Here is a 25,105-nt window from a genome sequence, read left to right as displayed (position 1 = left end):
CGAGTCCGATGCCACGACGCCAACGCGTCCGGATAAGGAGTACAACCATGTCAGCATCAGTCGACACCCCGCCGGGTGACCCGAAGGGAGAGGCGAAGGCCAAGGTGAAGCCCTCGCTTCCTCCCGTGAATAAGAAGGTGTTCCTGGCGGCGGCCCTGGTGGCGCTCGCCATCACCGTGTGGGCTCTCATTTCACCGACCAATGCCGAGACGGTCCTCGGTGCCGTCGTCGGCTGGACCTCCGATTGGTTCGGCTGGTTCTACGTCCTCCTCGTCCTCGCCGTCCTCGTCTTCGTGATCTACCTGGCGGCCTCCCGCTACGGAAACACGAAGCTCGGCCCCGAACACTCGAAGCCCGAATTCGGCCTCGTCGCCTGGGCGTCGATGCTCTTCGCCGCCGGCATCAGCACCGACCTCATGTTCTTCGCCGTGGCCGAACCGGTCACGATGTACCTCACCCCACCGAGCACCGAACCCGAAACGGTCGATGCCGCCCGCGAATCGACGGTCTGGGCGCTCTTCCACTACGGCCTGAGCGGTTGGGGACTCTACGCCCTCATGGGTATGGCTCTGGCCTACTTCGCCTACCGGATGAACATGCCGCTGGCGATCCGTTCGGCGCTGGCCCCGATCTTCGGCAAACGTGTCCACGGTGCTCTGGGCGAGACGGTCGACTTCGCTGCTCTGCTGGGAACGATCTTCGGCGTGGCCACCTCACTGGGCATCGGCGTCGTCATGGTCAACGTCGGCCTCAACACGGTCTTCGGGATCCCGATCGGCACCGCTACCCAGGTCGGCATCGTCGTCGTCGGTGTCGGAGTCGCCACGCTCTCGGCGGTCTCGGGTGTGGACAAAGGCATCAAGTTCCTCTCCGTCCTCAACGTCGTGTTCGCCATCGCGCTGAGCCTCTGGGTGCTCGTGGCGGGAAATACGAAGTTCCTGCTCAACGCCTTCGTCCTCAACATCACGGATTTCGTCCGCCTGTTCCCGGACATGGCCGGACAGACCTTCGCCTTCGAAGACACCGGCACATGGATGACCGACTGGACCCTGTTCTTCTGGGCCTGGTGGATCGCCTTCGCTTCGTTCGTCGGGCTCTTCCTCGCCCGCATCTCCCGCGGACGCACGATCCGTCAGTTCGTGCTGGGCACCCTGACGATTCCGTTCATCTACATCTTCATGTGGATCTCGATCTACGGAAACTCGGCCCTGGACATCATCCGCAGCGGTGACAAGAAGTTCGGCGAAGCGGTCATGGTCAGCCCCGAAGGCGGCTTTTACGACCTGCTCTCCCGCTACCCGGCCTTCTTCCTCATCGCGGGTCTGGCCACGCTCACGGCTCTGCTGTTCTACGTCACCACCGCGGACTCTGCGGCCCTGGTGATGGCGAACCTGTCGTCGAATCTGCGCAACCCCTCCGAGGACGGTCGCGCCGGTCTGCGCATCTTCTGGGCCGTGCTCACCGGTGCCCTGACGGTGGCGATGCTGCTCGTCGGGGGCATCGGCGCACTGCAGAACGCGACGGTGATCATGGGTCTGCCCTTCGCCTTCGTCGTTATCCTCGTCATGATCGGCCTGTACAAGGCACTGCGGGTGGAGGCGAACCGCGTCGACAGCGTCGATACGACCCTGCCCGGTTCGTTGGCGCGTCGTTCCCGCGGCCCCGGTCACGAGACCTGGCAGCGTCAGCTCGGCCGAGTGCTGTCCTTCCCGAATCAGGCGCGTGCCCAGGAGTTCGAGCAGAAGGTGCTCATCCCCACCCTCAACGAGGTGGCCGCAGAGATGGAAGGCCGTGGGATCTCCTCGCGCTGCGGTCGCGTCGATTCCGAAGGCGTGTTCGTCGACGACGGCGAACTCTTCCAGTTCGAGGTTGACGGAGACGGGGAATACCCGTTCCGCTATCAGGTCTGGCCGCACAAGGTCAGTGTGCCGTCGTTCGGCGGAATGGTTCCGCGCGGAACCGGCGAGGACTACTACCGGATGGAGGTCTACCTCGACGGCGGCACCGGTCAGGGCTACGACATCATGGGCTTCTCGAAGGAGCAGATCATCGATGACGTGCTCGACCAGTACGAACGCCACGTCGAATTCCTCCAGCTGCAGGAGAACATCATCCACCGGGATGACTGAATCCGCTGGGTGAGAGCGACGCCCGGGATCCTGGCCTGATGGTCGGCGGTCCCGGGCGTTGTCGTTTCTCGCACCGAGGCGGCACGTTTCTCCCGCATCGAGGCGGCCGGACGGTGCGTGGCGAGCCCGGGAAAGGTCAGGCGATCACCCCGCAATCACATTGCGCAGGGTGCGGGTGACGGACAGGGCCGTGAGCCCGCTGGTGGCGGGGTTCTCCGGGCTCGGCGTCGAGCGGATGTCGAAGGTGAACTCTCCTGCCGACCCGGCTGCTCGGATCCGATGGGCGGACTGGGTCTGACCGGCCACCGCTTGGAGTACGACCTGCACCCGCTCCAACGATGCGCCGAGCATGTCGGCATCGGACGTGCCGGCGGACTGTCCGCGGGTGGCCCAAGCGAGAGCGACGGCGATATTGACGTTGGCCGGGAACTTCTCGATCGCCTCGGCGGGGTTGCCCGTGAACACCGTCAAGGGTCCGTCCCCGGGGCGGAGGTCACGCAGACGCGCGGCCTCGGTCTCGGACATCCACGGTCGGATGAGTCCGCTCGCCTCCTTCGAAGTGGTGATTTCGACGGTGTCGAGGCCATCGGCCTGCGCCGCCGCTTCGAGCACATCGAGTCCACCGATCGCCCCGTTGGTCACATACAACCGGCCGGGGCCAGCGAGCAGACCCGCACGGGCCTCGGGCGCTGCCAGGGCACCGACACTGGTGAGGACGAGAGGGCGACCGGACGCAATAGCCGACGGACCGAGCTGGGCGGCGGCAGGGACACCGGCGCATTCGACGATGACGTCGAAACCGTCGAACATCCTCGGTGAGGGTGAAGTGTCGATGTCGGCACGACCGGCGAGCCGGGCAAGACCAGGGAGGTCGACCACCTCGGCGCCGTGATTCGGGCGGCCGTCATGCTTGGCTCGATCAGAGACCAGAGCGGTCAGGCTGAGCGTCCCGGCGGCGAGCTCGGGAGAGAGCAGCTGGGCGACGTGACGGCCGATGGCACCGAATCCGAGGAGGAGCACTGAGGTCATGGCCGCACCCTATCGGAGATCACTGACATGGGGCTCAGACCGGCGTGACCATGACCTGGGGGGCCGGAGTATGGGGCGTGCGGGCAATGTCAGTGCGACGCGATACGGTTGCAGAATGGACGACGAAACACAGCCAAGCCATTCCGGCGGAGCCGTCATCGGCGACGACGGACTGGCCCGCACTCCTTGGGCGTACGGCGACCCGATGCTGCTGGACTACTACGACAGCGAATGGGGCCTGCCCATCCATGACGAGGCGGGGCTGTTCGAGCGGATGAGCCTCGAAGGATTCCAGGCCGGACTCTCCTGGCTGACGATTCTGAAGAAGCGGGAGCGATTCCGTGAGGTCTTCGCCGGATTCGATCCCGAGGCCGTTGCCCGCTTCGGCGACGTCGAGATCGAGCAGCTGCTGACCGACCCCGGGATCATTCGCCATCGGGGCAAGATCGAAGCTTGCATCAACAACGCTGCTCGCGTGATCGAGCTGCGTGAAGATGGCGGGCTCGATGCGTTTCTGTGGTCGTTCCAGCCTGCGCAGACGCCGCGGCCGCGCACCGTCGCCGAGATCCCGACGACCGGACCGGAGTCCGTGGCCCTGTCGAAGGCTCTGAAGAAGAAGGGATTCCGCTTCGTCGGACCGACCACGATGTATGCCCTGATGGAGGCCATCGGCATGGTCGATACGCACCTGCTCGACTCCCACCGGCGAGGTGCCTCCGGAGTGTGGTCGAAATGAACGACATCCGAGTCTCCGCGCTCGTCCTCCTCCACCCGCAGCGTCCGGGGCTGCTCATGGTGCGCAAGGCCGGGACGACGTCATTCATGTTGCCTGGCGGCAAACCCGAAGAGGGGGAGACCGCTGAGGACACCATCGTGCGCGAGATCGCCGAGGAGCTCGGACTCGATCTGGACCGACACCGGCTGCACGCCCTGGGTACGTTCGCCGCGGCGGCGGCGAACGAGGCCGATCACCGAGTCATCGGCGACGTGTTCTGCTACGACGGCCAGCCGGAGGGGCTCGATGTGGAGAACATCGCGCATCTGGCCGAGATCGCCGAAGCCGAGTGGTTTCCCATCGATCCTCTGCCCGCGGACACCGAGACCCGCCAGTTCGCACCGCTGACCCGCAATGAGGTGATCCCGGCGTTGCAAGCAGCGGGGAGATCGTCAGGCTGACCGGCGGCGCCGCGCACGCGGTGTGGCACTGGGTTCACGTGGTGCGCCATTCGATTCACACGGCGCGGCGGCTGTTCTCACACGGCGCGGCGTTGGAACGCGAGGTCGAGGGTGAACAGGTGCAGGGAGTGCACCAGGGTGATCGCTGCGATGAGGAAGCTCAGTGAGATGTCGATGATGCCGAAGATCGTCAGTGCCGGTGGGCTGACATAGCCGGGTGCCTGCAGGAGGGTGCAGCCGATGACGATTGCGCCGGTGAGGATCGCAATCAGGACGGCGATCGTCGTTCGTCCCACCGCAGCCAGGCACAGCAGACCGGTGGTGAACAGCAGAGCAAAGAGCGCGAAGACATCGACTCCCCGTCCGATGATGAGGACTTCCTGCCACAGGTTCCCGTACGTGACCGAACTGTCCGGTTCGGGGGAGTAGTAGGGGAAGAACGAAGCGGCGATGACCATCACCACCAACGGTCCATAGAGGCGGGCATAGACGATGTTCGTACGTCGGATGCGCTGGGCGAGGTCGTCGGCGCGGCGGAGCTGCCCGGTCGTCATCGACCGGTCGTCGTCTGTCGCCGTCACCGTGGCCCGCCCTCGGTGTCGAGGCGGGTGGCACGAGGACTCGTTGCTGTGCCGAAGCACGGCAGAAGCATCGCATTTCTCCAATCAGGGAGTTAGGGGATTGTGGTCGACAATGGCGCGAATGGATTAGTCGTCATCAAGGCGGGTCGAAACCTGAAACGTATCCAGGAAAGTTACCGCTCGGTGTTCTCACGAGACAAGGAATGGTCATGACTCAGGTGTCATGCCCGCGAAATTTCACATATTCGCACAAAGGCTTTTATGCCGGGTTGTGACTTTATCCCTATTTGGCTGCTCGCCGAGGCGCATTCTTCGATCGGGCAGTCGCGAGGTCAGGCACGGCGTGGTCGCCGGCCGCGCGACCGAGCAGGCGCGAGATTCGATCGAGGGTGTCGCGGAGTTCGGGGCTGTCGACGACGGTGAAGTCGGTGTCCAGCCGTGCCAGTGTCAGGGCCATGGTGGCCAGGCTCTGCCCGCCGACAGTGACGAGGCAGCGATCGTCCTCGAGCGCTTCGACCGTGCCTTCGGCGGATGCGAGCCTCTTCATCACCGTGGGTGCAGGGGCGTCGACGACGACCTGGGCCGAATGTCGCCACCTGGGTTCCGTCGCATGTCGTTCGACGAAGTCTCCGATATCGTCGGCCGGCAGCGGGCGCGGAGTGAAGCTGCGGCCGCTCGGGGTCTTCGGCACGATGCGTTCGGCGCTGAAGACCTGCCAAGCCTCGGATTTGGGATCGAAGGCCAGCAGGTGCCAGCGGTGCTGACGGTTGACGAGCCGATAGGCCTCGACTTCCAGATGGGCCTCGTGAGCCGAGGCGCTGCTCGGGTCGTCCCGCTGTGGGCAGTCACCTGTGTCTGGGTCCGCTGCGCCTGGGCTTGTGGCGCATGAGTCGCCTGTGTTGCCGGGCGAGTGGTCGGACGGTTCACCGAGATACGCGAAGCGCAGGCGTTCGCGCCGGCGACAGTGATCGATGAGAGTGACGATGAGGTTGGGGTCGACAATCGGCATCGGCTGATTGCCGACGACCGGAACAGTGAAGTGCGCGAGACTCTGCACCCGTGCTCGGACTGCGGCGGGGAGAATCGTCTCGAGCTTCGCCAGCGCCAGTGCCGAGGTCTCTTCCATTCCGCCGATGATGCAGCTCAGCCCCGAGTGGAGGCCGACGGCGACCGCGACCGCTTCATCTGCGTCGAACATGAGCGGCGGGATGCCCACGCCGTTGGAGGTGAGACGGTATCCGCCCTCGGTTCCGCGTGTGCCGTCGATCGAATAGCCGATATCGCGGAGCGTGCCGATATCGTTCCGGACGGTCCGCGGACTCACTTCCAGACGATCTGCCAATTCGGTTCCCGACCAGGTTCGGGGCACCATCAACAGTGACAATAACCCGAGCAGTCGTGCTGCAGTCTGTGACATCTCTGCGTCTTCTGTCGTTTAGGAAGACCTCCTGCCTGAACTCAGAATAGCATTATGCAAATCGTTCCGGGGCAGAGCGAAAACAAAGAAGTGGCTTCCCCGAAATCGGAGGAACTAACAAAATTGATGCACGATCAGCAGAATATTCAGAGCATTCCTTCCCCAGAGACGACTGAAACAGAATTCGATGTCGATGACTATCTCGAGTTGTATTCGTCGGCACGGAAGAAGGACAAAGGGTGGATCCTCGACGAGGTCATGATCCTCACCGGTTGTCACGTGACCATGCGCGGCGCCGCCTGGCGGCCTTCCGCGTCGGAGAAGACGATGCCTACGATGATCCGCCCGCCGACCAACCGTCGTCGAGGTGCTGCAAATACTCACCCGAATCGCGTGCACTCCTCGTCCGGATCTGGGAATGGTCCGGGTTCCAGAGCGGTAAGTACCTGGCCGCAGTGATGCCGCAGCTGCTCGATGCGGCCGAACGCCATGGCGCGCTGGTGCCCGACCGCGACGGCTACAGCCTCGAGGTCCGGGCCGAGCTGCTCGCCGTCAGTCCGGCATCGATCGACCGGTACCTGCGCACCGCGCGAGCCGAGGACTTCCGAGACCGTCGGGTGTCGACGAAACGGTTCACCAGTCCCAGCGAAGACTTCCTCGACTTCGCTTCGGGACCGAACGAGTACGAACCCGGGTTCTTCCTCGTCGACACCATCGCCCACGCAGGACCGACCCGAGCCTCGAACTGTGTGTTCACGATCAGCGCCTCCTGCCTGCACACCGGTTGGGTCTTCACCCGCAGTCTTGCCGACAATGGTCCGGACACCATGGTGGACCTGCTGCAATGGTCACTCGATGAGGTGCAGGGGATTCCCTTCTGGGTCAATGCCATCGAGCTGAGCAATGCCGATGACACCGTCCACGAGGCGACCGACAGGTGGGCGCGGGGACTGGACATCCACTTCAGTCCGGTGCTCAAAGATCTCCGCCGCGATCGACTTCCGGAAGCGTCGCGGCATCAGCATCTCGTCCATGAGTACGCAAATATCCGCCGCTATGACACCGACGAGGCCCGGTCTGCACTCAACGGACTCTGGCGCGCGGTCGATGACCGGCTCAATTACTTCACTCCCACGCGCAAACCGGCTGGCTGGTCCGATGGCGGTCATGGCGAGCAGCGGCGAATCTACGACGAACCGCGCACACCGTTCGAACGTCTGCGGGCAGCGGGAGTCATGTCACCGACGCAGGAGGACGAGCTCACCCAGTACGCGGATGGTCTCGACCCGGCCCGACTGACCGAGGAGATCGTGTTCTGGCAGAGGCGTCTGCAGGAGCTTGCCGCCTGAGTGCGGTCCGTTCCCACGCTGTCGGCAGAGCCGCACGGTCGTCGGCTGACGGCTGAACCAGACGTTCCCTGACCGTCGGCAGAGCCGAGCCCGGGAACTGCAGCCTCAGTCCCGTTCCCGTCGCGAACAGGCGATGAGAGCCCGATACAGGTCGATCGGCGCGCAGTTGGCGCCCTTGGCCAGGGACTTCATGAGTTTGCGGTAGGTCTGATAGTCCATCTGCGCCGGATTGTCCGTGGACACGAGATTGAAATCGTGCAGAACGGTCAGCGCCCGGGAATCCATGATGGAGAACTTCTTGGGATTGACGACGGTGAGCAGCGTGCTGGCCATCGGGATTCCCACTCCGGGCAGCATCTGCAGCAACGGCAGACGGAAGCGGTTGGGTGTGTCGTCGTCGAGGGCAACGCCGGTGACGAAATCGATGTCATCGGACGAGATCTCTTCGAGGCTCGGCAGAACTCCTATGGCCTTCCACTCGGCGACCTTGAGGAAATGCTTGCGTTTGAACGATTCGCGGACCTTCGTCTTCGGACCGATGTCATTGAAGATCTCTGACTCGAGATCAGTGAGGACATAGAGCGGTTCGAACTTGAGGACGAAGGCGGTGTCGATGGTGCCGCTGGGAGCGTCGCGCTTGAGGTCCGAGCTGAGTTCCGATGAGTTCATGAACCGATGATAGGCGACGTTTCTGACGCGCAGGTGAACACTTCTCCGCTGCAGGAGAGGCAGACGATTCTGATACGGCAGATGCAGTGCCGATGTCGTAACCTCAGACTATGAACCCCGAACAGCCGTCTCAGGCGACGTACACCCCGGCCCTGCTGGGCTTGGTGTGGACGGCGATGTTCGGGTTCTCCGCCTTCTTCTTCAGCTATTCGACGATGGTGACGATTGCGTCGACGGACGGACTGTCGACCGTCACCGGCGGGACCGTGCTGACGACGATGATGATCGGAGTCATCGTCGCTCAGCCCTTCGCTCCGTGGGCCGGTCGGGTCTTCGGTTTCAAGGCTTCGCTCATGCTGGCTCTCCTGCTGCAATTCATCGGCCAACTCCTCGGACTCTTCGTCACCCCGCCCCTGTTGGCACTCGTCCTCGCCGGACTCTGCGGAGGCGTCGGATTCGGACTCTTCGTCGTCCTCGCCAACGCAGCGGTCCCGGGAACGACCTCGCCGGGACGGATCGGCAAGGCGCTGGGCTTCTTCGGTGGGATCACCTCCTTGGCGGCGGCCGTCGGAGCTCCACTGGGACTGTGGCTGGTCGAGACGATCCCCATCTGGATCTTCCGCGTCATCGTCTGTGCCTGCCTCCTCTTGGCCATCCCCACTGTGCTCAAATACGTACCCGGTCGGCCGCCTCGGCGAGGGAATGACGATGCGGGAGAATCGCCGAGCGGCAACGAGACGGTCGGGGTTCGACCCGGTCGCAACGAGAAGCGGAGCTTGCGGAAGGTGGGACGCCGGGCGGGGGAGGCACTCGGGCTCGTCCTCATGCTCTCTCCATTCCTCGTCGGCATGATCGTCTTCGGGATCATCGTCGGCTTCGGTCCGGGCGAAGACGTCGCCGTGGCGGCACTGTTCATCGCCGGGATGCAGACATCGGCGGTCATCGGACGCTTCGTCGTCGGGGCCGTTTCGGACAGCTTCCCGCCGTTCGCTCTCAACATCTTGGGACTCGTCCTGACGTCGATCGGGCTGGTCTGCGCCGTCGTCTCCTACGGTGGGACACTGTTCGTCTCGATGCTCATCATCGGACTGGGTCTGGGTGCCATGCAGTCGGCAAGTCTCGTCCTGGCCTTCGCCTCGGTCAGTTCGCCGAGCCGGGCCAGCGTCGCCTGGAATATGAACTTCGACATCGGGCTGGCTGTCGCCGGTGTGGTCGGCGGACTCGGTTTCACCTATCTCGGGTCGTCGTCGACCTTCCTGGTGTGTGCTCTGCTTCTGCTGTTCACCGGTGCCCTGTCGTGGATCGCGCGGACTCTGCAGATGCGGAACAACGGGCACGGCTGAGCTGTCAGTGTGGGCGCTGCTGACCCGGAGACTGCGGGGTGCGACTGAGCCTGTGGTTGAAGGGTAGGGCTGAATGGTCAGCGCTGGGAATCCCCATCGAGCTGCGCGAGCAGTCCGACGGCCGCACGTGTGTACTCACCGATCCAGCGATCGTGGATCCGTTTGATCGGGAGCGGTGCCAGAGCCAGCAGTCGGGTGCGTCCCTCCTTGCGGCCGGTGACCAGCTCAGCGCCCTCGAGCACTCGAATATGCTGCAGCACAGTTGTGCGATCGAGGTCGGGAAACGCCTCGCAGACCTCACCGGTCGTCCGCGGTCGAGTCCGCAGCAGGTCGAGGACGCGTCGGCGGGTGGAGTTGGCCAGGGCCTTGAAGACCGCATCGTCGGATTCATCCGATCCTGTTCCCAACTCCCGTGACATGTGGTAAAAATATCACATGACAGATGAGCAGAGCACCCAGAACACGCCCGCCGAGCAGAACGATCAGTCCCGTCCACTGGAGGAGCTGTCCTTCACGGTCACCGGCTACATCTCGAAGACTCCGCATGAGACCTATGAAGCGGTCGCCGATCCCGAGCAGCTCTCGCGCTACTTCACGACCGGCGGCGCCCACGGACGTTTGGAGGCCGGGGCCGACGTGACATGGGACTTCGCCGACTTCCCGGGCCGATTCCCCATTGAGGTCGTCGAGAACATCCAGGACGAGAAGATCGTCATCCGCTGGGAGGGCTCCGACGACTCCGTGGAGAAGGGCACGACAACGACCTTCGAATTCACTCCCGTCGATGACGGTGCGCGGACGCTCGTAACGATCACGGAGAAGTCCTGGAAGCTCACCGAGGGCGGAGCTCAGGGCGCCTTCGGCAACTGCATGGGCTGGACCGGGATGCTCTCGGCGCTCAAGGTCTGGATCGAGCACGGAATCAACCTCCGCGAGGGCTACTACAAATAGGCCCGGAGCGTCAGAGTGCGGACGGCTTCGACGTCGCGCCCGGCGCGTACTGCCTTTGCGTTCCCCGTTGTGCCCGGATCTCCGGAATGAGAACTGCGAGGACCGCGGCAAGGAAGACGGCCTGCATTGCTGTGCGCGGCACCAGCTGGTCGTCCCACGGCAGATTCTCGCCGGTCAGCGCCAGGTGCACATTCGCCGGGAACATGAGGATGAGCATCAGCCCCAGCCCGCCGGCCGCCCATGGGCAAGTCGGGCGCAGCAGCAGGCCGATGGCTCCGAACAGTTCGAGTACCCCGGTCACGGTGACGAGCGCGGCTGCTGCCGGAAGCCATGGCGGCACCATGTCGATGAGAGCCTCGCGCATGCCGACGAAATGGGAGATGCCGGTGACGATGAACATCACGGCCAGCCCGAACCTGATCGCCACCGGCCACGTGCCGAGGCCATGTTCGGCCGTTGCCGAGTTGAAGCGCCCGACGGCGTAGACGGCGAGAGTTGTGATGAGGAGAAAGAGCAAGGGTGCCATGAGAGGCTCCTTCGATGAGCGAAGCCTCGCGGCCCCAAGGAATCTTTGCACTGAAAAGATAGGCCGCCGACAAGTATCTTGTCAATGAAAAGTTTGCTCCGGTACGATCGAACTGTGACTTATCATCATGGGGATCTGCGTCGGACCCTGTTGGAGGAGACCGCCTCGGCGATCGCCGAGGACGGCGTGGCCAAACTGAGCATGCGTGCGCTGGCGAAACGGGCCGGAGTCTCCAACGCCGCTCCGACCTATCACTTCGGTGCCAAATCCGGTCTGCTCACGGCGCTGGCGGCCGAAGGGTACGACCGTCTCGCAGAGGCGCTGGCCGGAGTCGACGACGGCGGACTCATCGACCGCGGAGTCGCCTATGTCGAATTCGCGCTCGCCTGCCCATCCCACTTCACGGTGATGTTCCAGCCCCGGCTGCTCGACGATGACGACGCCGAACTGACTGCGGCACGTCAGCGGGCGTGGGCTGCGCTCTCGGTCGGAGTGGCGAAGACCAGATCAGGGCCGGACTCCGATTTCGGGGTGGCGGCATGGTCACTCGTCCACGGATACGCCACGCTGGTGCTCAGCGGCGCAGTGGAGTCCGAAGACGCACTCAAACAGGCGCGCATCGTGGCAGGCCACCTCTTTGAGGGTGCGGACAGGAGCGGTTGAGGAGTCGGGGCGGATCCGCTGATGTGGCGGTGAGGCACCTGCGGTACCCCGGAATCACTTGCCGGTGACCTTCTTCCGCCCCGATTCGAGTCCGTGGGAGTTCTTGATGAAGAACGCACCGATGATGCCGAGGACGCCGACGCAGGCGGCGACGAAGAAGGCGACGTTCGCGCCGTGGACGAGGCCCGCCATGCCGTAGGTCTCCGGGTTCCGTGCGGCCGAGACCATGATCGTCACGAGCGCTGCTGTGCCGACCGATGCGGCGATCTGACGCATCGTGTTGTTCAGAGCGGTGCCGTGCGGAATGAGGTGCGCGGGCAGCTGGTTGAGTGCGGCCGTGGTCACCGGCATCATGATCATGGCGACACCGAACATGCGGATCGTGTTGACCACGGCGAGGTAGATGAAACCGGTGTCCGGTTCCAGCCGTGCGAAGAGGAACGTGGTTCCGGTGAGCAGGACGAATCCGGCGATGGCGAGCCATTTCGCACCGATGGCGTCGAACACGCGACCGGTCACCGGCGACATCAGTCCCATCACCGCGGCACCGGGAAGCAGGACAAGGCCCGACTCCATGGCCGAGAAGTCGTTCATGTTCTGCATGTACAGCGGCAGGACCATCATGCCGCCGACCATGACGATGAACACGCACATGCCCAGCAGGGTGTTGAGGGTGAACATGCGGTAGCGGAGGATGCGGAACTCGAGGATCGGCTGTTCGAGTTTGAATTGGCGGGTGATGAAAAACGTCAGCGCGATCGCACCGACGACCAGCGGGATGAGAACCTCGGCACTGAGCCACCCGGCGTCACCTGCGGTGCCGAAGCCGAACAGCAGTCCGCCGAAGCCGAGGGTGGAGAGGATGATTGAGAGAACGTCGAGTCGCGGGAAGGTCCGTTCGGTGACGTTCGTGAGCAGGAAGTAGGCGATGATGAGGTCGATGATCGCGATCGGCAGCATCATGTAGAACAGCGTCTGCCACGGCAGGTGATCGACGATCCAGCCGGAGAGGCTGGGGCCGATGGCCGGGGCGAAGGCGATGACGAGACCGAAGGTGCCCATCGCCGAACCGCGCTTCTCGACGGGGAAGATTGCGAAGAGAATCGTCTGCATGAGCGGCATGATGATGCCGCCGGCCGAGGCCTGGATGACACGGCCGATGAGCATCACCGGATAGACCGGAGCGATCGCGCAGACGAGGGTGCCGATGATGAACAGGCCCATGGCGGTGAAGAACAGGCCGCGCGTCGTGAACTTCTCGATGAGGAACGCGGTCACCGGGATCATGATGCCGTTGACGAGCATGAAGCTCGTCGTCACCCACTGTGCGGCGCCGGAAGTGATGTCGAAGTAGTGCATGAACGCCGGCAGTGCGGTGTTGAGCAGCGTCTGGTTGAGGATGATGACGAACGCGCCGGAGACGAGCACCGCAAGTACGAGGTTCCGGTTGACCGGGGTGCCTTCTGCCGGGTCCTTCTGAATGTCGTCTCCGTTCGCCAATGGCATCCCCTGACCTGTTCGTCGTCTGTGTCTCTTCTCGTCCTTCAGCGACAGCCCTCCCCGGGCGGTGTGCTGAATCGGCCCCTCTTCGCGCCCGGAAGTAAATTCCTTGGTTATATAACCGCTTTATGCAGTTTAACTCACAGCCCCCGCCGAGGTGGTCCCGGGTCGGTGTGAGATACATCGAGTTCATCTCCCGGCCGGGTACCGGCCACCCACCGCTGGTGCGGAAGAACCCGACCGCGGCCCCACATGGGGATCGCGGTCGGAATCGTGACGGTCGGCCGCCTCGGTGAGGGGTCAGGTCAGGCGCGTGGCTGGTGACTGAGTCTTGTTCGGGTCGGTCTCCGGCAGGTCGCCGAGGATGTCGTCGATGCGGGTGAGCACGTCCGTGTCGAGGGTGACTCCGGCCGCCTCGGCGTTCGAGGCGATCTGCTCGGGGCGGGAGGCGCCGACGAGGGCGGTGGCGACGTTGTCGTTGGCGAGCACCCAGGCGATCGCGAGCTGCGCCATCGTGATTCCGAGCTCGTCGGCGATCGGTTCGAGCTTCGCCACGGCCGTCAGTTTGTCGTCGTGAAGATAGCGGCTTCTGATCGACTCCGCGCCGCCGCCGTCCTCGTCGGTCGCCCGGGATCCGGCGGGGACCGGCTGGCCGGGCTTGTATTTGCCGGTCAGTGCGCCCTGGGCGATCGGGGACCAGACGATCTGCGAGATGCCGAGTTCCTTCGACGTCGGGACGACCCGTTCCTCGACGACGCGCCAGAGCATGTTGTACTGCGGCTGGTTCGACACCAGCTGGATGCCGAGGTCGCGGGCCAGGTGGTGGGCGGCGCGCAGCTGGTCGGCGTTCCATTCGCTCACGCCGATGTAGAGGGCCTTGCCGGAGCGGACGATGTCGGCGAAGGCCTGCATCGTCTCTTCCAACGGGGTCTCGTAGTCGTAGCGGTGGGCTTGGTAGAGGTCGACGTAGTCGGTGCCGAGTCGGCGCAGCGAGCCGTTGATCGACTCCATCATGTGCTTGCGCGACAGCCCGGTGTCGTTGTGTCCCTTGGGTCCGGTGGGGAAGTAGACCTTCGTGAAGATCTCGAGCGATTCGCGCCTTTGGCCCTTGAGCGCGTCGCCGAGGACCTGTTCGGCGACGGTGTTCGCGTAGACGTCGGCGGTGTCGAAGGTGGAGATGCCCGCGTCGAGGGCGGCGTGCACGCACTTCGTGGCGGTGTCGTTCTCCACCTGCGAACCGTGCGTGAGCCAGTTGCCGTAAGTGATCTCGGAGATCTTGAGTCCGCTGTTTCCCAGATATCTGTGCTCCATGACCTCAGCCTACGACTGGGCGCGGGAGTGGGGAACCCCTCGGCGAGGCGGCGGTGGCGGAAGCGGTGAGCGCGCGGCGGGTGTTCGTGGCGAGTGCGCGGCGGGTGATCGTGGTGAGTACGCGACGCAGGTGGTGAGTGCGCGGCTGGCGCGTGCGGCCACGGAGCGGCCCCGGCACGGTTTGAGTCAGGAAGCACTGTTTCAAATCAGTGCTTCTCGACTTAAAGCGTGCCGTGAAGAATACGTCGCTCGGAAGGCTCTGCTCGCCCTGGAGTGGGCCGCCAAGAGGAGTAGTCGGTGCCTCAGTGCGCCGGGCCGGCATTCTCCGCGATATGCCCCTGCAGTGTCGTCGCGAACGCTGCTGAATCGCCGGCGCGCAGATGTGCGACGAGTGCCTCGTGTTCGGCGATGAGCTCGTCTGAGCGATCGAGGAGGTGCCGGCTGTTCATGAGCAGGCTGAACCGGTGTCGATCGGAGAGCAGCGCATACATCTCGAGCATGACCCGATTGTCCCCGGCCTCGACGAAACCGCGGTGGAACTCCAGGGTGAGTTCGATGAACCGGGCGACATCCCCCTCGGCGAAGGCGGCGCGATGCTGTGTGATGAGACCGTCGAGTTTCTCCGCTAAGCGCTGCCGCATGGGTTCGGAGGCGCGTTCGACCGCGGTCGTCTCAAGTACGAAGCGGGCATCGGCGAGCTCGGCGACGGTGCGTTCGTCGATGCCTTGGACGATCGCCCCGCGCTTGGGGTAGATGTGGATCCACCCCTCGTCCTGCAGACGGGCCAGGGCCACACGCACCGGGGTGCGGCTGACCCCGATCTCGGTGGCCAGCGCGGCCTCGCCGAGCATCGTTCCCGGCGGATGCTCGCCGCCGAGGATCTGCCCGCGAACGTAGGCATAGGCGCGTTCGGCCGCGCTCATCGACTCAGTCTTCGTGCTCATTTCCCCGCCCCGTCCTGTCCCGCGGCGGAAGCGGATTGGTCGGCATCCTCGGTGAGGGTGGAGGCGCGACGTCCCGGCCAGCTCATGAGCGGGATCGCCCGAATCGAGAATCCGACGGCGATGAGCAGGACGAACGTGGCCATGAGATTGATCCAGAGGAACCCGCCGGCGCCGAGCACGGACCCGGCCATCGCTGCCATGAGGGCCCCGCCGAGGTTCATTGCCGAATCCGATGCGCCCTGCAGGGGCACCTTCGCATGTGCCGGCACCGAGGCGGTCAGCAGGGACGATCCGCCGATGAGGAACATCGACCATCCGATTCCGAGCAGGACCAGCGCGATCGACAGCAGCACCATCGACGACTCCGGGGCCACAGCGTCGATGACGCCGAGGACGATCGTGAGGACGAAGATACCGGCCCCGCCTGCGATGACGACGCCCGAGCCCCACCGGTCGGCCATCCAGCCGAACACGGGGGACAGGGCGTACATCCCGGCGATGTGGATGCTCACGACGATGCCGATCGCGCCGAGGCTGAACTCCTGATGATCCATGTGCACCGGGGTCATGACCATGACGTTGGTCATCATCATCTGCCCCGCGATGATCGTGATCATCGCGAACAGCGGCACCGGGCGGGCCAGAGCGAAGCGCAGTGCTTCGCCGAGTTTCATCGGGGGAGGGGCGGCCGCCTCGGCGGCAGATCCGTTGGGCGCGGCGGGTACCCTCGCCGAGGCGGCGCTGGCGTTGGCCTCGGTTGTGGCCTCTCCGTCGTGGCTGGGATCATCGAGGTCGGGTTCGCCCGGGTGATCGGTGCCGGCGGCCACGGACTTCGTCAAGGTCGAGGCTGACTTCGTCAGGGTCGAGGCTGACAGCGTGGCCAGTGCGAAGGCGACCATGGAGATGAGGTAGGGCCCGGCCAGACCGTTCATGCCCAACGTCTCGCCGAGGTGGGCACCGGGGGCGGTGAAGCTCGGGCCGAGGACGGAGCCGACGGTCGTTGCCCACACCACCAGCGACATGGCACGACCGGCGGCGGCCGGGTCGGCGAGGTCGACGGCGGCGTAACGGGCCTGCAGGCCTGAAGCCGTCGCTGAACCGCACATCATCATCCCGAGCATGAACAGGGGGAGGAATTGGAGGGCGACGCCGATGAGGACGACCACCGCCCCGAGTGCGCCGATTCCGAACCCCAAGGTCAGCGCCTTGCGACGGCCGGAGCGACCGGCGAGGACGGCGAGGGGATAGGCGATGAGACCGGCGCCGAGAATGACGCTCATCTGCGCGAATCCGGCCATCGACGTCTGCCCGGTGATCTCTTCGGCGAGCAGTCCGCCGACGGCATATCCGGAGGCGATGCCGGCCCCGGAGAGGAGCTGGGCGGTGATGAGTTTGGCCTGTTCGCGGATGTGGCTGGCCATATCGGTCTCACGTCGTCGTGGTGGTCAAGACTCACTCACATTAACTTGCATCCATCTTGGATACAAGAGTGAGTCTGGCCGCACAGAACGCATCGGGTCAGCGAGAGGCAACGGTGAAGTGGCGTTCGGCGCTCGGCACCTCGATTTCGTCGACGACGGCCACCGCCAGATCTTCGACGCTGATTCGTGAGCGTCCGTCCTGCCCGACCAGGAGAGCCGTTGTTCCGCGCCGATACTCGCCGAGGCAGGCGCCGGGTTCGAGCACGGCCGGAGGGCTGAGGTAGGCCCAGTGGTCTGTCGAATGGTTCCGGCAGGCCTCGAGCTGAGCGACGCTGGCGGCGGCGAGCTCTCTCCACTCCTCGGCGACGAATTCCGGGTCGTCGAGGACAAAGGATTCAGGATCGTTCGGTGATTGGAGCGGTCCGGCACCGCCGATGATGAGTAGCGGGACCTGCGCGTGTGCGGTCGCGGACAGCACCGCCTCGGTGAGGGAGAGGAACTGTGTTGTCTGGCCGGGCGCTGCCCGGACGGTGAGCACGGCCGCATCGGCATCGGTCAGCGCTATGTCGAGGTCGGAGGCGACGCGAGCGTCGACAGTCATCGGCTGAACCCTGGGTCGAGTCGCGGTGGTCGAACTGGTGGAAGTGCTGTTCGGGTGGCGTGAGGCGGCGACGACGTTATGGCCGCGATTAGCTGCCTCGTCGACGATGCAGGACCCGACCATGCCGGTGGCTCCGATGACGGTGATTCTCATGCTGCGGTCTCATTTTCTGTGCGTGCGCGGGTGAATGCTGTCGGGGAGAGCTGCCCGCATGCCAGTGCCGCCAGAGCCAGGGCGAAGCCGGCGATCTGTGCGGGGTTGAGGCTCTCGCCAGCGAAGGCGATTCCGAGTCCAGCGGCCACCAGTGGGGAGAGCAGCCCGAGTAGGGCGGTGGCGGTGACTGGCAGGCGACCGAGGCCGCGGAACCACAGGGTGTATGCGAGTAGCCCGCCGATGCCGCCCAGCCACAGGTAACCAGCGATGCCCGGAACGTCGACATGAGCAGGGACGCCTTCGATGAGCAGAGTGGGCAGGAGAAGGACGAGCCCGCCGGCACTGAGCTGCCAGCTTGCGAAGCCGACCGGACCGATGCCGGACGGCAGTCCCCATTTCTTGACGAGGATGACGCCGGTTCCCATCGAGGCGGCACCGAGGATGCCAGCCGCAACTCCGACGATGTCGAAGCCGGCGCCTGGCCCGAGGACGACGAGACCGACTCCGATGACGCCGACGATTCCCCAGCCCAGTCGCCAAGCGGACAGGCGTTCGCCGAGGACGAGGATGGCGAGGATGGTGATGAGGATCGGCTGGGCAGCACCCAGCGTCGCGGCGACTCCGCCGGGCAGGCGGGCGGCCGCGACGAACAGGAGTGGGAAGAAGACCCCGATGTTGAGCGTTCCGAGAGCCGCGGCTTTCCACCACCAGGATCCGGTGGGCAGGCGGCGGGCGATGAGGAGGCCGATGAGTCCGGCCGGCAGGGCGCGCACGAGTGCGGCGAGGAGCGGGTGGCCGGCGGGCAGGAACTCGGTGGTCACGATGTAGGTCGTGCCCCATACCGCGGGGGCCAGTGCTGTGAGCAGGGTTGTGCCGATCTGTGGACCGGACGGGGAGGCGGTCGGTGGTGCGGAAGTAGTCGCTGTTGTCATGCCTCCAGAGTCGACCCGCGACGGTATATGAGTCCAACACATAGTTTTCATTGATTTAATGAACTGCGATCATGGACAAATGGAACTGCAGCAGCTGCGCTATGTTCTCGCTGTCGCCGAGGAGCGGAATTTCACCCGAGCGGCTCAGAATACGCATGTCGTCCAATCGGCGCTCAGCCATCAGATCAAAGCTCTCGAACGCGAACTCGGTGTCCAGCTCTTCGCCCGGACAAGCCGACGCGTCGAACTCACCGAAGCCGGACATGCTTTCGTAGCCGGTGCTCGGGCCACTCTCGATGCCGCCGAACGGACCGTCACCGAGGCGGTAGCCACGACCGGTCAGATGCGAGGAAGTCTGAGCGTCGGGGCGATCCCGACTGTGACACGGCTCGACCTCACCGCGGTGCTCGGCCGCTTCCATCGCACATACCCGCAGGTGAGCATAGGCATGAGCGTGGGCGGAAGTCTCGATTTCATCGAACGGATCCGAGCAGGCAGTCTCGATGCGGCAGTCCTCGGTCTACCTGAGTACGTGGAGCCGACGGGGGTGGCGAAAGCCGTTCTGGCACGGGAACGGCTCGTGGCCGTGCTCGGACCCGGTCATCAGTTCTCCGGACGCAAGCGGCTGCGGCTGGCTGATCTGACTGATGAGACATTCGTTGACTTCCCCTCGGACAGTCCCGGCCGTTCGCAGTCCGATCGGGCCTTCGCCGAGGCGGGACTGACCCGCACTGTCGCGTTCGAATCGATGCTCGTCGACATGATGCTCGACCTGGTTGCCCAGGGCCTCGGTATTGCGCTGCTTGCCCCGGCGGTAGTACCGAAGGGACGGGGACTTGTCACCGTGCCCGTGACCGACGGGCCGAAGCGCGTCGAATACCTCGCATGGAGCGAATTCAATCCGAGTCCCGCCGCGACGGCATTTATCGAGGCTGCCCTGGCGAGCCTCGATGCGGAATAAGGTTGTGGCAGCGACAATCTCATTGGCAGGAGCCCCGCATGATCAGAGAAGACCGCACCGTCAACGTCCTCACCCTCACCATCGACAACACTGCGCAGGAAAACGCACTGACCGAGGAGATGCTGGGCCAACTCACCGACGCCTTCACCGAGGCGAGCGCGAACGAGATCTGCGCGCAGTTCTCCTCACCTCTGCCGGTGGGCGCGGATTCTCGGCGGAATGGACACCGCGCAGTTCGCACATACGAGTGCGGAACGAGCGTACGAGACGATCAGCCGCCTCGGCGAGGTGTGCGAAGCGATTAAGAACTGCGACCTTCCGGTCGCCGTCGCGATCGACGGCTTCTGCATCGACGGAGCGGCCGAGATCGCAGCGTCCGCGGACTTCCGCATAGGCAGCAGCGACTCCTGGTATTCGATGCCCGAGGTGCGCATCGGCATCCCCTCGGTGCTCGAATCGGTCAACCTCCACCGCCTCATGGGCTGGACGAAGGCGACCGTGCAGTCATCGCCCAGCAGAAACGACTGCTGAGAACGTGGAAGAACACCTTCGAGGTCGAGGCGATCGCCGACAGTCAGAAGGAATTCGCGCTCGCCTTCGCCGCGAAGGCCGAGAGACTATAGCCTGAGAACTTAACGAACGATTGAGGAGGACGCGTGACAGACAACGAGGTCACACCACTGCCCGAGGCTTTCTACCTTCCTCGCGGCGAGAACGAATTCGACTCGACCGGGGCCACGACGAGCCCGTGGGACGAGCGGATGCAGCACGGCGGGCCGCCCGCGGCACTGCTCGCGCGTGCCGTCGAACACATCCGCGAAGACGAGGCGATGAGCATCGGCCGGCTGACCATCGACATGCTCGGGCCGATCCCTCAGGGTCGGATCCGCACCGAGGCGACCATCGTCCGACCCGGAAAGCGCATCGAACTCGTCGAAGCCAAACTCTGGGCCGAAGACCGTCTTGCCGTCACCGCGACCGCGTGGCGGATGCGCTCGACACCCGAATCCAGCGCCGAGGTGGCTGCGAACTTCGACACATCCTCGGTGCCGGAACCGCAGGAGCAGAAGTACTTCCCCGGCATCAGCCCTGACTGGGGCTACGGGCGTGCCATCGAATGGCGATTCGTCTCCGGCGGCCTTCAGGAACTCGGAGCCGCCGACGTCTGGGTGCGTCCGCGCATCCCGCTCGTCGCAGGGGAGGACACCAGCCCGATGCAGCGCTTCGTCATCGTGGCGGACTCGGCGAACGGCGTCTCGGCGGCTGTGCCGTACGGCGAGTGGACGTTCATCCCACCGTCGCTGTCGCTGACCTTTGCACGCGAACCGAAGTCCGAATGGCTGAACATGAACGTTCGCACTCATGTCGGACCCGATGGTCGCGGTGTTGCCAACGGCGACCTGGCCGACGAGATCGGCTACGTTGGAGCCGTGACCCAACCGTTGCTCATCGCCCGGCTCTGAGGCTCGCCTGACCGCGTGGAATTCCTCGGGCTCGTCCTCATCGGCTGCCTCGTCGGCCTGACCACCGTGCTCTTCGGGTTCGGCGGAGGCTTCGTCACGGTCCCGATCATCACCCTGGTCGATGCGGACCTCGGACAGGACACGGCGCGGGTGGCGGCGGCCACCTCGGCGCTGGTGATGCTCGTCAACGCAATCGTCGCGACGGTGTCGACGAAACGATCCACGCTCGCTCATCTCAAGGGGCGGTGGTGGCTGCTCGGCTTGCTCGCACTCGGGGGAGGCCTCGGTGCCTTCGCGGGACGGTTCGCTCCGGAAGTTATGCTGCAGTGGGGATTCGTTGCGTATATCGCGGCTACTGCCATCGATCTGCTCGCCCGGCCCGGATTCTTCCGGCGCAAGGCTGCAGTTGTCGATGAGGTCGGCGAGGTCAGTGAAGGCGGACGCGGAATCGCAGCGGTCTGGGGTGTGCCGATCGGTGGTCTGGCGTCGTTCCTCGGCGTCGGCGGGTCGGTGATGACGGTGCCGATGATGCGCCGATCCGGGGCGACGATGACCGTGGCCACGACCCTGGCCAACCCGCTGACCTTGGTGATCATGAGCCCGGCCGTGCTCGTGACGATCCTGACTCCGGCAGCGATCGACGCCCCGGGCATCGTCGGATCGCTCGACCTGGTGGCGGCCGCGGCGCTGCTCATCGGCGGATTGCCGGTCATCGTGTTCCTGCGCCGCCGAGTGCCGAAGATCCCCGAGATCCTCCACGCCTGGGGCTATTTCGTGCTGCTCATCGCCGCGGGCATCGTGGTGGCACTCGTCTGAGCGGAGGGGTGAAGAGCGAAGCCTGATTTTGCCGACTGGCCGTCTTAGCGCTGACCGCCCGGGCCATAGAAGGCTCCCTCTGTGGTGGGCGGTCCGATCAAGGGGCGCGGACACAGTTGGATGACACTCCCGTGGAGGGCAGGCGAGTCATCCGTGGACACATCCTTCATGCATCTTATGCATGCAATTCGAGAATAGAGGCCGAGCGGAGCGGTGAAGGCTGGTGCGACGATGATTCTCAGTTCACACCATCGTCATCATCAGAGGAGAACCCATGATCCGCCAGTCCGTCGACAACGGCATTCTCACCGTCACCATCGACAACGCATCTCGTGCCAATTCGCTGACCGCGGAGGCACTTGTCGAGCTGCGCGAAGCTTTCCAGGAGTCATCCGCCAATCAGGATCTGGGTGGAGTGCTCGTCAACGCTGTCGGCGACAAGGGATTCTCCGCAGGGATGGACACCTCACAGTTCGAACACAAGAACTCCACCCGGGCCCTTGACACCATCACGCTGCTCGGCAGCGTGTGCGAAGCGGTCAAAGACTGCGAACTGCCCGTCGCGATGGCGATGAAGGGATACGTCATCGGCGGCGCCGTCGAGATCGCGGCGGCCGCCGACTTCCGCGTCGGTGGGCTCTCCTCGTGGTACTCCATGCCTGAGGTCCGCATCGGCATCCCCTCAGTCCTCGAATCGGTCAACCTCCATCGACTGATGGGATGGACGAAGGCCAATGAGATGATCCTGACCGGCAGACGTTACGCTGCGGAGCAGATGGAGCGGTGCGGATTCCTCAACACAGTCGTTGACGACGCAACGGTTGACGAGGCTGCCGCGGCATTGCTGCGCGACACCATGGAGTCCGACCGCACGGTCATCGCCCAGCAGAAGCGCCTGTTCCACACGTGGAAGAACATGTTCGAGGCCGAGGCCGTCACTGATTCGCGCAAGGAATTCTCGCTGGCCTTCGCACGGAAGAACGACTGAGGGTGGGTATCCTCAGCGGAGTCCGCGTCCTCGAACTGTCCCGCACCTTGGCCGGTCCCTTCGCCGGCCACGTGCTGGCCGATCTGGGCGCCGACGTCATCAAGATCGAACAGCCCGGCAGCGGTGATGAATCGAGATCATTCACCCCGCCGACTTACCACGGCGTGAGCTGCTACTTCCACGCCGTCAACCGCAATAAACGATCGGTGGCACTCAACCTCAAAGATCCAGCGGATCTCGAGGTGTTCTACGGACTGGCAGCAGACGCCGATGTCGTCACCGAAAGCTATCGGACAGGTGTGGCCGAGCGCCTCGGCGTCGATTACCCCACGTTGGCCGAGAAGAATCCGCGGCTGATCTACCTCTCGGTTTCCGGCTACGGCCGAACTGGTTCCCGAGCCACGTGGCCTGCTTATGACATCGTCATGCAGGCAGAATCCGGGCTGATGTCGATCACGGGAACAGCCGAGGGCGACCTGGTCAAGATCGGTCCGTCGATCGCCGACATCACTACCGGACTCTACGGAGGAATGGGACTGCTGGCTGCTCTCTACGAACGGGAGCGTTCGGGGCAAGGGCAGTACCTGGATGTCGCCATGTTCGACGCGCAGTACGGGATGCTCAACAACTGGCTGCTTTCAGCACTCTCAACCGGATCCGCCCCGCAGCCGATGGGCCAAGGCAACCCGGCACTTTCGCCTTACCAGATCATCGCCACAGCAGACAGCGGATACATGCTCGGCTGCGGCAACGATACCCACTTCACACGTTTCTGCCAGGCGGTCGGACTGAACGGCTTGCTCGACGACGAACGCTTCACGACGAATGACCTCCGGGTCGAACACCGCGACGTGCTTATCTGTCTCATCGAAGAGGTCACCACGAAGTACAGCGCCGATGATCTGGACACAGTGATGAAGGAAACGGGGGTGCCGGGGTCGAAAGTGAACACACTCACGGACATCGTCGAGAGCCCATTCACCGCTGAACGCGGAATCCTCCAGCCGCTGGAAGACGCCCCGGAGACGCTGGCCGTGAAGTTCCCGGTGACGTTCGACCGCACACCTGTCGAAGGCTACAGAGCGGCACCAAAACTTGGTGCCGATCACCCGTCATGGCGATGACGCCGCGACACTCAGTGATTACGAACAAGAAGAAGGCAAGAGATGAGACACAGACAATGGAGTCGCCGTGGAATCGCCATGGTGTTCCTCGGGAGCCTGTCCGGTGCAGTGGTCGGCTGCACTCCCGTTGTGGAGGGCACAACTGACGGCTTTCCGGATCGACCGGTTGAACTGGTCGTACCGTTTTCTGCCGGCGGACCGACAGATATCGTCGGACGCGTCGTCGCAGATGGCTTGGCACAGGAATTGGGTACGGGTGGTCAGCGGGCACAGATACCGGTGGTCAACAAGCCGGGTGCCGGAGGAATCGTCGGCACGGTCGAGGTGATGAATAAGAATCCCGACGGATACAGCCTGACGGTCGTCACTGGAACGTCCTACGGCTCGCAGCCGCATTTCGAATCCACACCGTATGGACCAACCGACCTCACTCCGATTGCTGAGCTGACTGCGCTGCCCAGCGTTCTCGTAGTCAGTGCGGATTCCGAGATCAAATCATTCGCAGACTATGTCGCCGAAGCCAATTCGCGACCCGGAGGCTTGCGCTACGGGACGACAGGCGTCGGTTCGTCGGCGCATGTAAGTTTCGCGGCGCTGTCGGGCGAGGCAGAGATGCAGACTTCCGACGTTCCCTACGAAGGGAACGCCCCGATGATCAACGCACTCCTGGGCAATAACCTCGACAGTGCTGTCATCCAATCCGTCGACGCCGTGCCCAATGTGGAATCCGGTGACTTCCGGCCTCTGCTGGTACTCGGGTCGCACCAGCCCGAGGGTTTTGAGGATGTTCCCCTGGCCACGGAACTGGGATACACGATCGACAACGATCTCTTCTTCGGCATCGCGGGGCCACCAGACATGAGCCCGGAGTTGGTCGCTCTTTTGGAGAAGAAGGTCAAGGCGGCGTTGGCGACCGATGCAACCGAAAAGCGCTTCGCCAATCTGAAGATGAAGCCGGCATTCAAGGACAGCGAGGCGTTCCAGTCGGATATCGACGGTATGGGAACGGTCGTCGACAAAGCCAACGAGTTCAACGGAGGGCCATTGAAATGAGGGCC

Annotated in this window: 27 protein-coding genes; 15 read left to right on the top strand and 12 right to left on the bottom strand. The window is 64.2% G+C overall.

Annotated elements, in window-relative coordinates:
- Positions 1-47: 47 nt before the first annotated feature.
- Positions 48-2,129 (top strand): choline BCCT transporter BetT, encoded by a 2,082-nt coding sequence (gene betT / locus AC2W7L_RS02665; protein ID WP_486003159.1) that lies wholly within the window; start codon positions 48-50, stop codon positions 2,127-2,129.
- Positions 2,130-2,273: 144 nt separating this feature from the next.
- Here the strand turns inward: betT and AC2W7L_RS02660 are convergent, their stop codons facing one another.
- Positions 2,274-3,158 carry an aspartate dehydrogenase domain-containing protein gene (locus tag AC2W7L_RS02660; RefSeq protein WP_486003158.1) on the bottom strand — a complete coding sequence of 295 codons (885 nt, stop codon included), beginning with the start codon at positions 3,156-3,158 and terminating at the stop codon, positions 2,274-2,276.
- A 115-nt stretch (positions 3,159-3,273) separates the two neighbouring features.
- Here AC2W7L_RS02660 and AC2W7L_RS02655 point away from each other — a divergent pair, with 115 nt between their 5' ends.
- Positions 3,274-3,894 carry a DNA-3-methyladenine glycosylase I gene (locus AC2W7L_RS02655; protein WP_180954340.1) on the top strand — a complete coding sequence of 207 codons (621 nt, stop codon included), beginning with the start codon at positions 3,274-3,276 and terminating at the stop codon, positions 3,892-3,894.
- Complete coding sequence (locus AC2W7L_RS02650) at positions 3,891-4,334, top strand: NUDIX hydrolase (RefSeq protein WP_486003157.1); 444 nt, start codon at positions 3,891-3,893, stop codon at positions 4,332-4,334. Before AC2W7L_RS02655 ends, AC2W7L_RS02650 begins: the two co-directional genes overlap by 4 nt.
- A gap of 77 nt (positions 4,335-4,411) precedes the next feature.
- Here the strand turns inward: AC2W7L_RS02650 and AC2W7L_RS02645 are convergent, their stop codons facing one another.
- Positions 4,412-4,915 (bottom strand): hypothetical protein, encoded by a 504-nt coding sequence (locus AC2W7L_RS02645; protein ID WP_039208605.1) that lies wholly within the window; start codon positions 4,913-4,915, stop codon positions 4,412-4,414.
- A gap of 283 nt (positions 4,916-5,198) precedes the next feature.
- Positions 5,199-6,332, bottom strand: coding sequence for a helix-turn-helix transcriptional regulator (locus AC2W7L_RS02640; RefSeq protein ID WP_486003156.1), 1,134 nt, complete (start codon positions 6,330-6,332; stop codon positions 5,199-5,201).
- 272 nt (positions 6,333-6,604) lie between these two features.
- On the opposite strand from AC2W7L_RS02640, the gene AC2W7L_RS02635 reads away from it, so the two are divergent.
- Positions 6,605-7,681 carry a hypothetical protein gene (locus tag AC2W7L_RS02635; protein ID WP_486003155.1) on the top strand — a complete coding sequence of 359 codons (1,077 nt, stop codon included), beginning with the start codon at positions 6,605-6,607 and terminating at the stop codon, positions 7,679-7,681.
- Positions 7,682-7,786: 105 nt separating this feature from the next.
- Here AC2W7L_RS02635 and AC2W7L_RS02630 read toward each other — a convergent pair whose 3' ends face one another.
- Positions 7,787-8,350, bottom strand: a complete 564-nt coding sequence (locus tag AC2W7L_RS02630) for a hypothetical protein (protein ID WP_486003154.1) — start codon at positions 8,348-8,350, stop codon at positions 7,787-7,789.
- Positions 8,351-8,460: 110 nt separating this feature from the next.
- Between AC2W7L_RS02630 and AC2W7L_RS02625 the strand changes: the two genes are divergently transcribed.
- Positions 8,461-9,693 carry an MFS transporter gene (locus tag AC2W7L_RS02625; protein ID WP_486003153.1) on the top strand — a complete coding sequence of 411 codons (1,233 nt, stop codon included), beginning with the start codon at positions 8,461-8,463 and terminating at the stop codon, positions 9,691-9,693.
- A gap of 77 nt (positions 9,694-9,770) precedes the next feature.
- On the opposite strand, the gene AC2W7L_RS02620 is transcribed toward AC2W7L_RS02625, so the two are convergent.
- A complete protein-coding gene (locus AC2W7L_RS02620) occupies positions 9,771-10,112 on the bottom strand; it encodes an ArsR/SmtB family transcription factor (protein WP_486003152.1) in 342 nt (113 codons plus the stop codon).
- Between the two features lie 16 nt (positions 10,113-10,128).
- Here AC2W7L_RS02620 and AC2W7L_RS02615 point away from each other — a divergent pair, with 16 nt between their 5' ends.
- The gene (locus AC2W7L_RS02615) at positions 10,129-10,644 is read left to right on the top strand and encodes an SRPBCC domain-containing protein (protein ID WP_486003151.1); all 516 of its coding nucleotides are present in this window, start codon (positions 10,129-10,131) and stop codon (positions 10,642-10,644) included.
- Between the two features lie 10 nt (positions 10,645-10,654).
- Here AC2W7L_RS02615 and AC2W7L_RS02610 read toward each other — a convergent pair whose 3' ends face one another.
- Positions 10,655-11,170 carry a DoxX family protein gene (locus tag AC2W7L_RS02610; protein WP_486003150.1) on the bottom strand — a complete coding sequence of 172 codons (516 nt, stop codon included), beginning with the start codon at positions 11,168-11,170 and terminating at the stop codon, positions 10,655-10,657.
- Positions 11,171-11,284: 114 nt separating this feature from the next.
- Here AC2W7L_RS02610 and AC2W7L_RS02605 point away from each other — a divergent pair, with 114 nt between their 5' ends.
- A complete protein-coding gene (locus AC2W7L_RS02605) occupies positions 11,285-11,833 on the top strand; it encodes a TetR/AcrR family transcriptional regulator (RefSeq protein WP_486003149.1) in 549 nt (182 codons plus the stop codon).
- 54 nt (positions 11,834-11,887) lie between these two features.
- On the opposite strand, the gene AC2W7L_RS02600 is transcribed toward AC2W7L_RS02605, so the two are convergent.
- The 6 genes from AC2W7L_RS02600 to AC2W7L_RS02575 all read right to left on the bottom strand — a co-directional run bounded on the left by AC2W7L_RS02600 (position 11,888) and on the right by AC2W7L_RS02575 (position 18,695).
- Positions 11,888-13,339, bottom strand: a complete 1,452-nt coding sequence (locus AC2W7L_RS02600) for an MDR family MFS transporter (protein WP_486003148.1) — start codon at positions 13,337-13,339, stop codon at positions 11,888-11,890.
- 294 nt (positions 13,340-13,633) lie between these two features.
- Entirely contained in the window at positions 13,634-14,644 is a 1,011-nt protein-coding gene (locus AC2W7L_RS02595; protein WP_486003147.1) for an aldo/keto reductase family protein, read from the bottom strand.
- A 302-nt stretch (positions 14,645-14,946) separates the two neighbouring features.
- Positions 14,947-15,588, bottom strand: coding sequence for a GntR family transcriptional regulator (locus tag AC2W7L_RS02590; protein WP_486003146.1), 642 nt, complete (start codon positions 15,586-15,588; stop codon positions 14,947-14,949).
- Entirely contained in the window at positions 15,585-17,009 is a 1,425-nt protein-coding gene (locus tag AC2W7L_RS02585) for an MFS transporter (RefSeq protein ID WP_486003145.1), read from the bottom strand. The genes AC2W7L_RS02590 and AC2W7L_RS02585 overlap by 4 nt, the downstream gene beginning before the upstream one ends.
- A gap of 97 nt (positions 17,010-17,106) precedes the next feature.
- Complete coding sequence (locus AC2W7L_RS02580; protein WP_101543537.1) at positions 17,107-17,763, bottom strand: NAD(P)-dependent oxidoreductase; 657 nt, start codon at positions 17,761-17,763, stop codon at positions 17,107-17,109.
- Positions 17,760-18,695, bottom strand: a complete 936-nt coding sequence (locus AC2W7L_RS02575; RefSeq protein WP_486003144.1) for an EamA family transporter — start codon at positions 18,693-18,695, stop codon at positions 17,760-17,762. Before AC2W7L_RS02575 ends, AC2W7L_RS02580 begins: the two co-directional genes overlap by 4 nt.
- 79 nt (positions 18,696-18,774) lie before the next feature.
- On the opposite strand from AC2W7L_RS02575, the gene AC2W7L_RS02570 reads away from it, so the two are divergent.
- From AC2W7L_RS02570 to AC2W7L_RS02535, 8 genes are all read left to right on the top strand, one after another.
- Positions 18,775-19,656: a LysR family transcriptional regulator gene (locus tag AC2W7L_RS02570; RefSeq protein ID WP_486003143.1), complete on the top strand. Its 882-nt coding sequence runs from the start codon at positions 18,775-18,777 to the stop codon at positions 19,654-19,656.
- A 38-nt stretch (positions 19,657-19,694) separates the two neighbouring features.
- Complete coding sequence (locus tag AC2W7L_RS02565) at positions 19,695-19,961, top strand: hypothetical protein (RefSeq protein ID WP_486003193.1); 267 nt, start codon at positions 19,695-19,697, stop codon at positions 19,959-19,961.
- Positions 19,876-20,187, top strand: a complete 312-nt coding sequence (locus tag AC2W7L_RS02560; RefSeq protein WP_486003142.1) for an enoyl-CoA hydratase-related protein — start codon at positions 19,876-19,878, stop codon at positions 20,185-20,187. The genes AC2W7L_RS02565 and AC2W7L_RS02560 overlap by 86 nt, the downstream gene beginning before the upstream one ends.
- Before the next feature lie 125 nt (positions 20,188-20,312).
- A complete protein-coding gene (locus tag AC2W7L_RS02555; RefSeq protein WP_486003141.1) occupies positions 20,313-21,119 on the top strand; it encodes a thioesterase family protein in 807 nt (268 codons plus the stop codon).
- A 15-nt stretch (positions 21,120-21,134) separates the two neighbouring features.
- Positions 21,135-21,935, top strand: coding sequence for a sulfite exporter TauE/SafE family protein (locus tag AC2W7L_RS02550; protein WP_486003140.1), 801 nt, complete (start codon positions 21,135-21,137; stop codon positions 21,933-21,935).
- 274 nt (positions 21,936-22,209) lie between these two features.
- Complete coding sequence (locus AC2W7L_RS02545) at positions 22,210-22,923, top strand: enoyl-CoA hydratase/isomerase family protein (RefSeq protein ID WP_486003139.1); 714 nt, start codon at positions 22,210-22,212, stop codon at positions 22,921-22,923.
- A 2-nt stretch (positions 22,924-22,925) separates the two neighbouring features.
- Positions 22,926-24,047 carry a CaiB/BaiF CoA transferase family protein gene (locus AC2W7L_RS02540; protein WP_486003138.1) on the top strand — a complete coding sequence of 374 codons (1,122 nt, stop codon included), beginning with the start codon at positions 22,926-22,928 and terminating at the stop codon, positions 24,045-24,047.
- A 42-nt stretch (positions 24,048-24,089) separates the two neighbouring features.
- Entirely contained in the window at positions 24,090-25,100 is a 1,011-nt protein-coding gene (locus AC2W7L_RS02535; RefSeq protein ID WP_486003137.1) for a tripartite tricarboxylate transporter substrate binding protein, read from the top strand.
- The last annotated feature ends 5 nt before the right edge of the window (positions 25,101-25,105 follow it).

The sequence above is a fragment of the Brevibacterium sp. LAARM3_SD1 genome (assembly GCF_057364765.1).
Note: the sequence above shows the minus strand (reverse complement) of the source record. Positions and strands in the feature narration are given on the sequence as shown.

Coding starts and splice junctions, on each gene's coding strand:
- AC2W7L_RS02630 (WP_486003154.1), bottom strand. CDS start 8,350: ATGAACTCATCGGAACTCAGCTCGGACCTCAAGCGCGACGCTCCCAGC.
- AC2W7L_RS02565 (WP_486003193.1), top strand. CDS start 19,695: ATGATCAGAGAAGACCGCACCGTCAACGTCCTCACCCTCACCATCGAC.
- AC2W7L_RS02620 (WP_486003152.1), bottom strand. CDS start 10,112: ATGTCACGGGAGTTGGGAACAGGATCGGATGAATCCGACGATGCGGTC.
- AC2W7L_RS02535 (WP_486003137.1), top strand. CDS start 24,090: ATGAGACACAGACAATGGAGTCGCCGTGGAATCGCCATGGTGTTCCTC.
- AC2W7L_RS02585 (WP_486003145.1), bottom strand. CDS start 17,009: ATGGCCAGCCACATCCGCGAACAGGCCAAACTCATCACCGCCCAGCTC.
- AC2W7L_RS02570 (WP_486003143.1), top strand. CDS start 18,775: ATGGAACTGCAGCAGCTGCGCTATGTTCTCGCTGTCGCCGAGGAGCGG.
- AC2W7L_RS02650 (WP_486003157.1), top strand. CDS start 3,891: ATGAACGACATCCGAGTCTCCGCGCTCGTCCTCCTCCACCCGCAGCGT.
- AC2W7L_RS02575 (WP_486003144.1), bottom strand. CDS start 18,695: ATGACAACAGCGACTACTTCCGCACCACCGACCGCCTCCCCGTCCGGT.
- betT (WP_486003159.1), top strand. CDS start 48: ATGTCAGCATCAGTCGACACCCCGCCGGGTGACCCGAAGGGAGAGGCG.
- AC2W7L_RS02580 (WP_101543537.1), bottom strand. CDS start 17,763: ATGAGAATCACCGTCATCGGAGCCACCGGCATGGTCGGGTCCTGCATC.
- AC2W7L_RS02615 (WP_486003151.1), top strand. CDS start 10,129: ATGACAGATGAGCAGAGCACCCAGAACACGCCCGCCGAGCAGAACGAT.
- AC2W7L_RS02545 (WP_486003139.1), top strand. CDS start 22,210: ATGATCCGCCAGTCCGTCGACAACGGCATTCTCACCGTCACCATCGAC.
- AC2W7L_RS02625 (WP_486003153.1), top strand. CDS start 8,461: ATGAACCCCGAACAGCCGTCTCAGGCGACGTACACCCCGGCCCTGCTG.
- AC2W7L_RS02610 (WP_486003150.1), bottom strand. CDS start 11,170: ATGGCACCCTTGCTCTTTCTCCTCATCACAACTCTCGCCGTCTACGCC.
- AC2W7L_RS02640 (WP_486003156.1), bottom strand. CDS start 6,332: ATGTCACAGACTGCAGCACGACTGCTCGGGTTATTGTCACTGTTGATG.
- AC2W7L_RS02655 (WP_180954340.1), top strand. CDS start 3,274: ATGGACGACGAAACACAGCCAAGCCATTCCGGCGGAGCCGTCATCGGC.
- AC2W7L_RS02560 (WP_486003142.1), top strand. CDS start 19,876: ATGGACACCGCGCAGTTCGCACATACGAGTGCGGAACGAGCGTACGAG.
- AC2W7L_RS02595 (WP_486003147.1), bottom strand. CDS start 14,644: ATGGAGCACAGATATCTGGGAAACAGCGGACTCAAGATCTCCGAGATC.
- AC2W7L_RS02660 (WP_486003158.1), bottom strand. CDS start 3,158: ATGACCTCAGTGCTCCTCCTCGGATTCGGTGCCATCGGCCGTCACGTC.
- AC2W7L_RS02590 (WP_486003146.1), bottom strand. CDS start 15,588: ATGAGCACGAAGACTGAGTCGATGAGCGCGGCCGAACGCGCCTATGCC.
- AC2W7L_RS02600 (WP_486003148.1), bottom strand. CDS start 13,339: ATGCCATTGGCGAACGGAGACGACATTCAGAAGGACCCGGCAGAAGGC.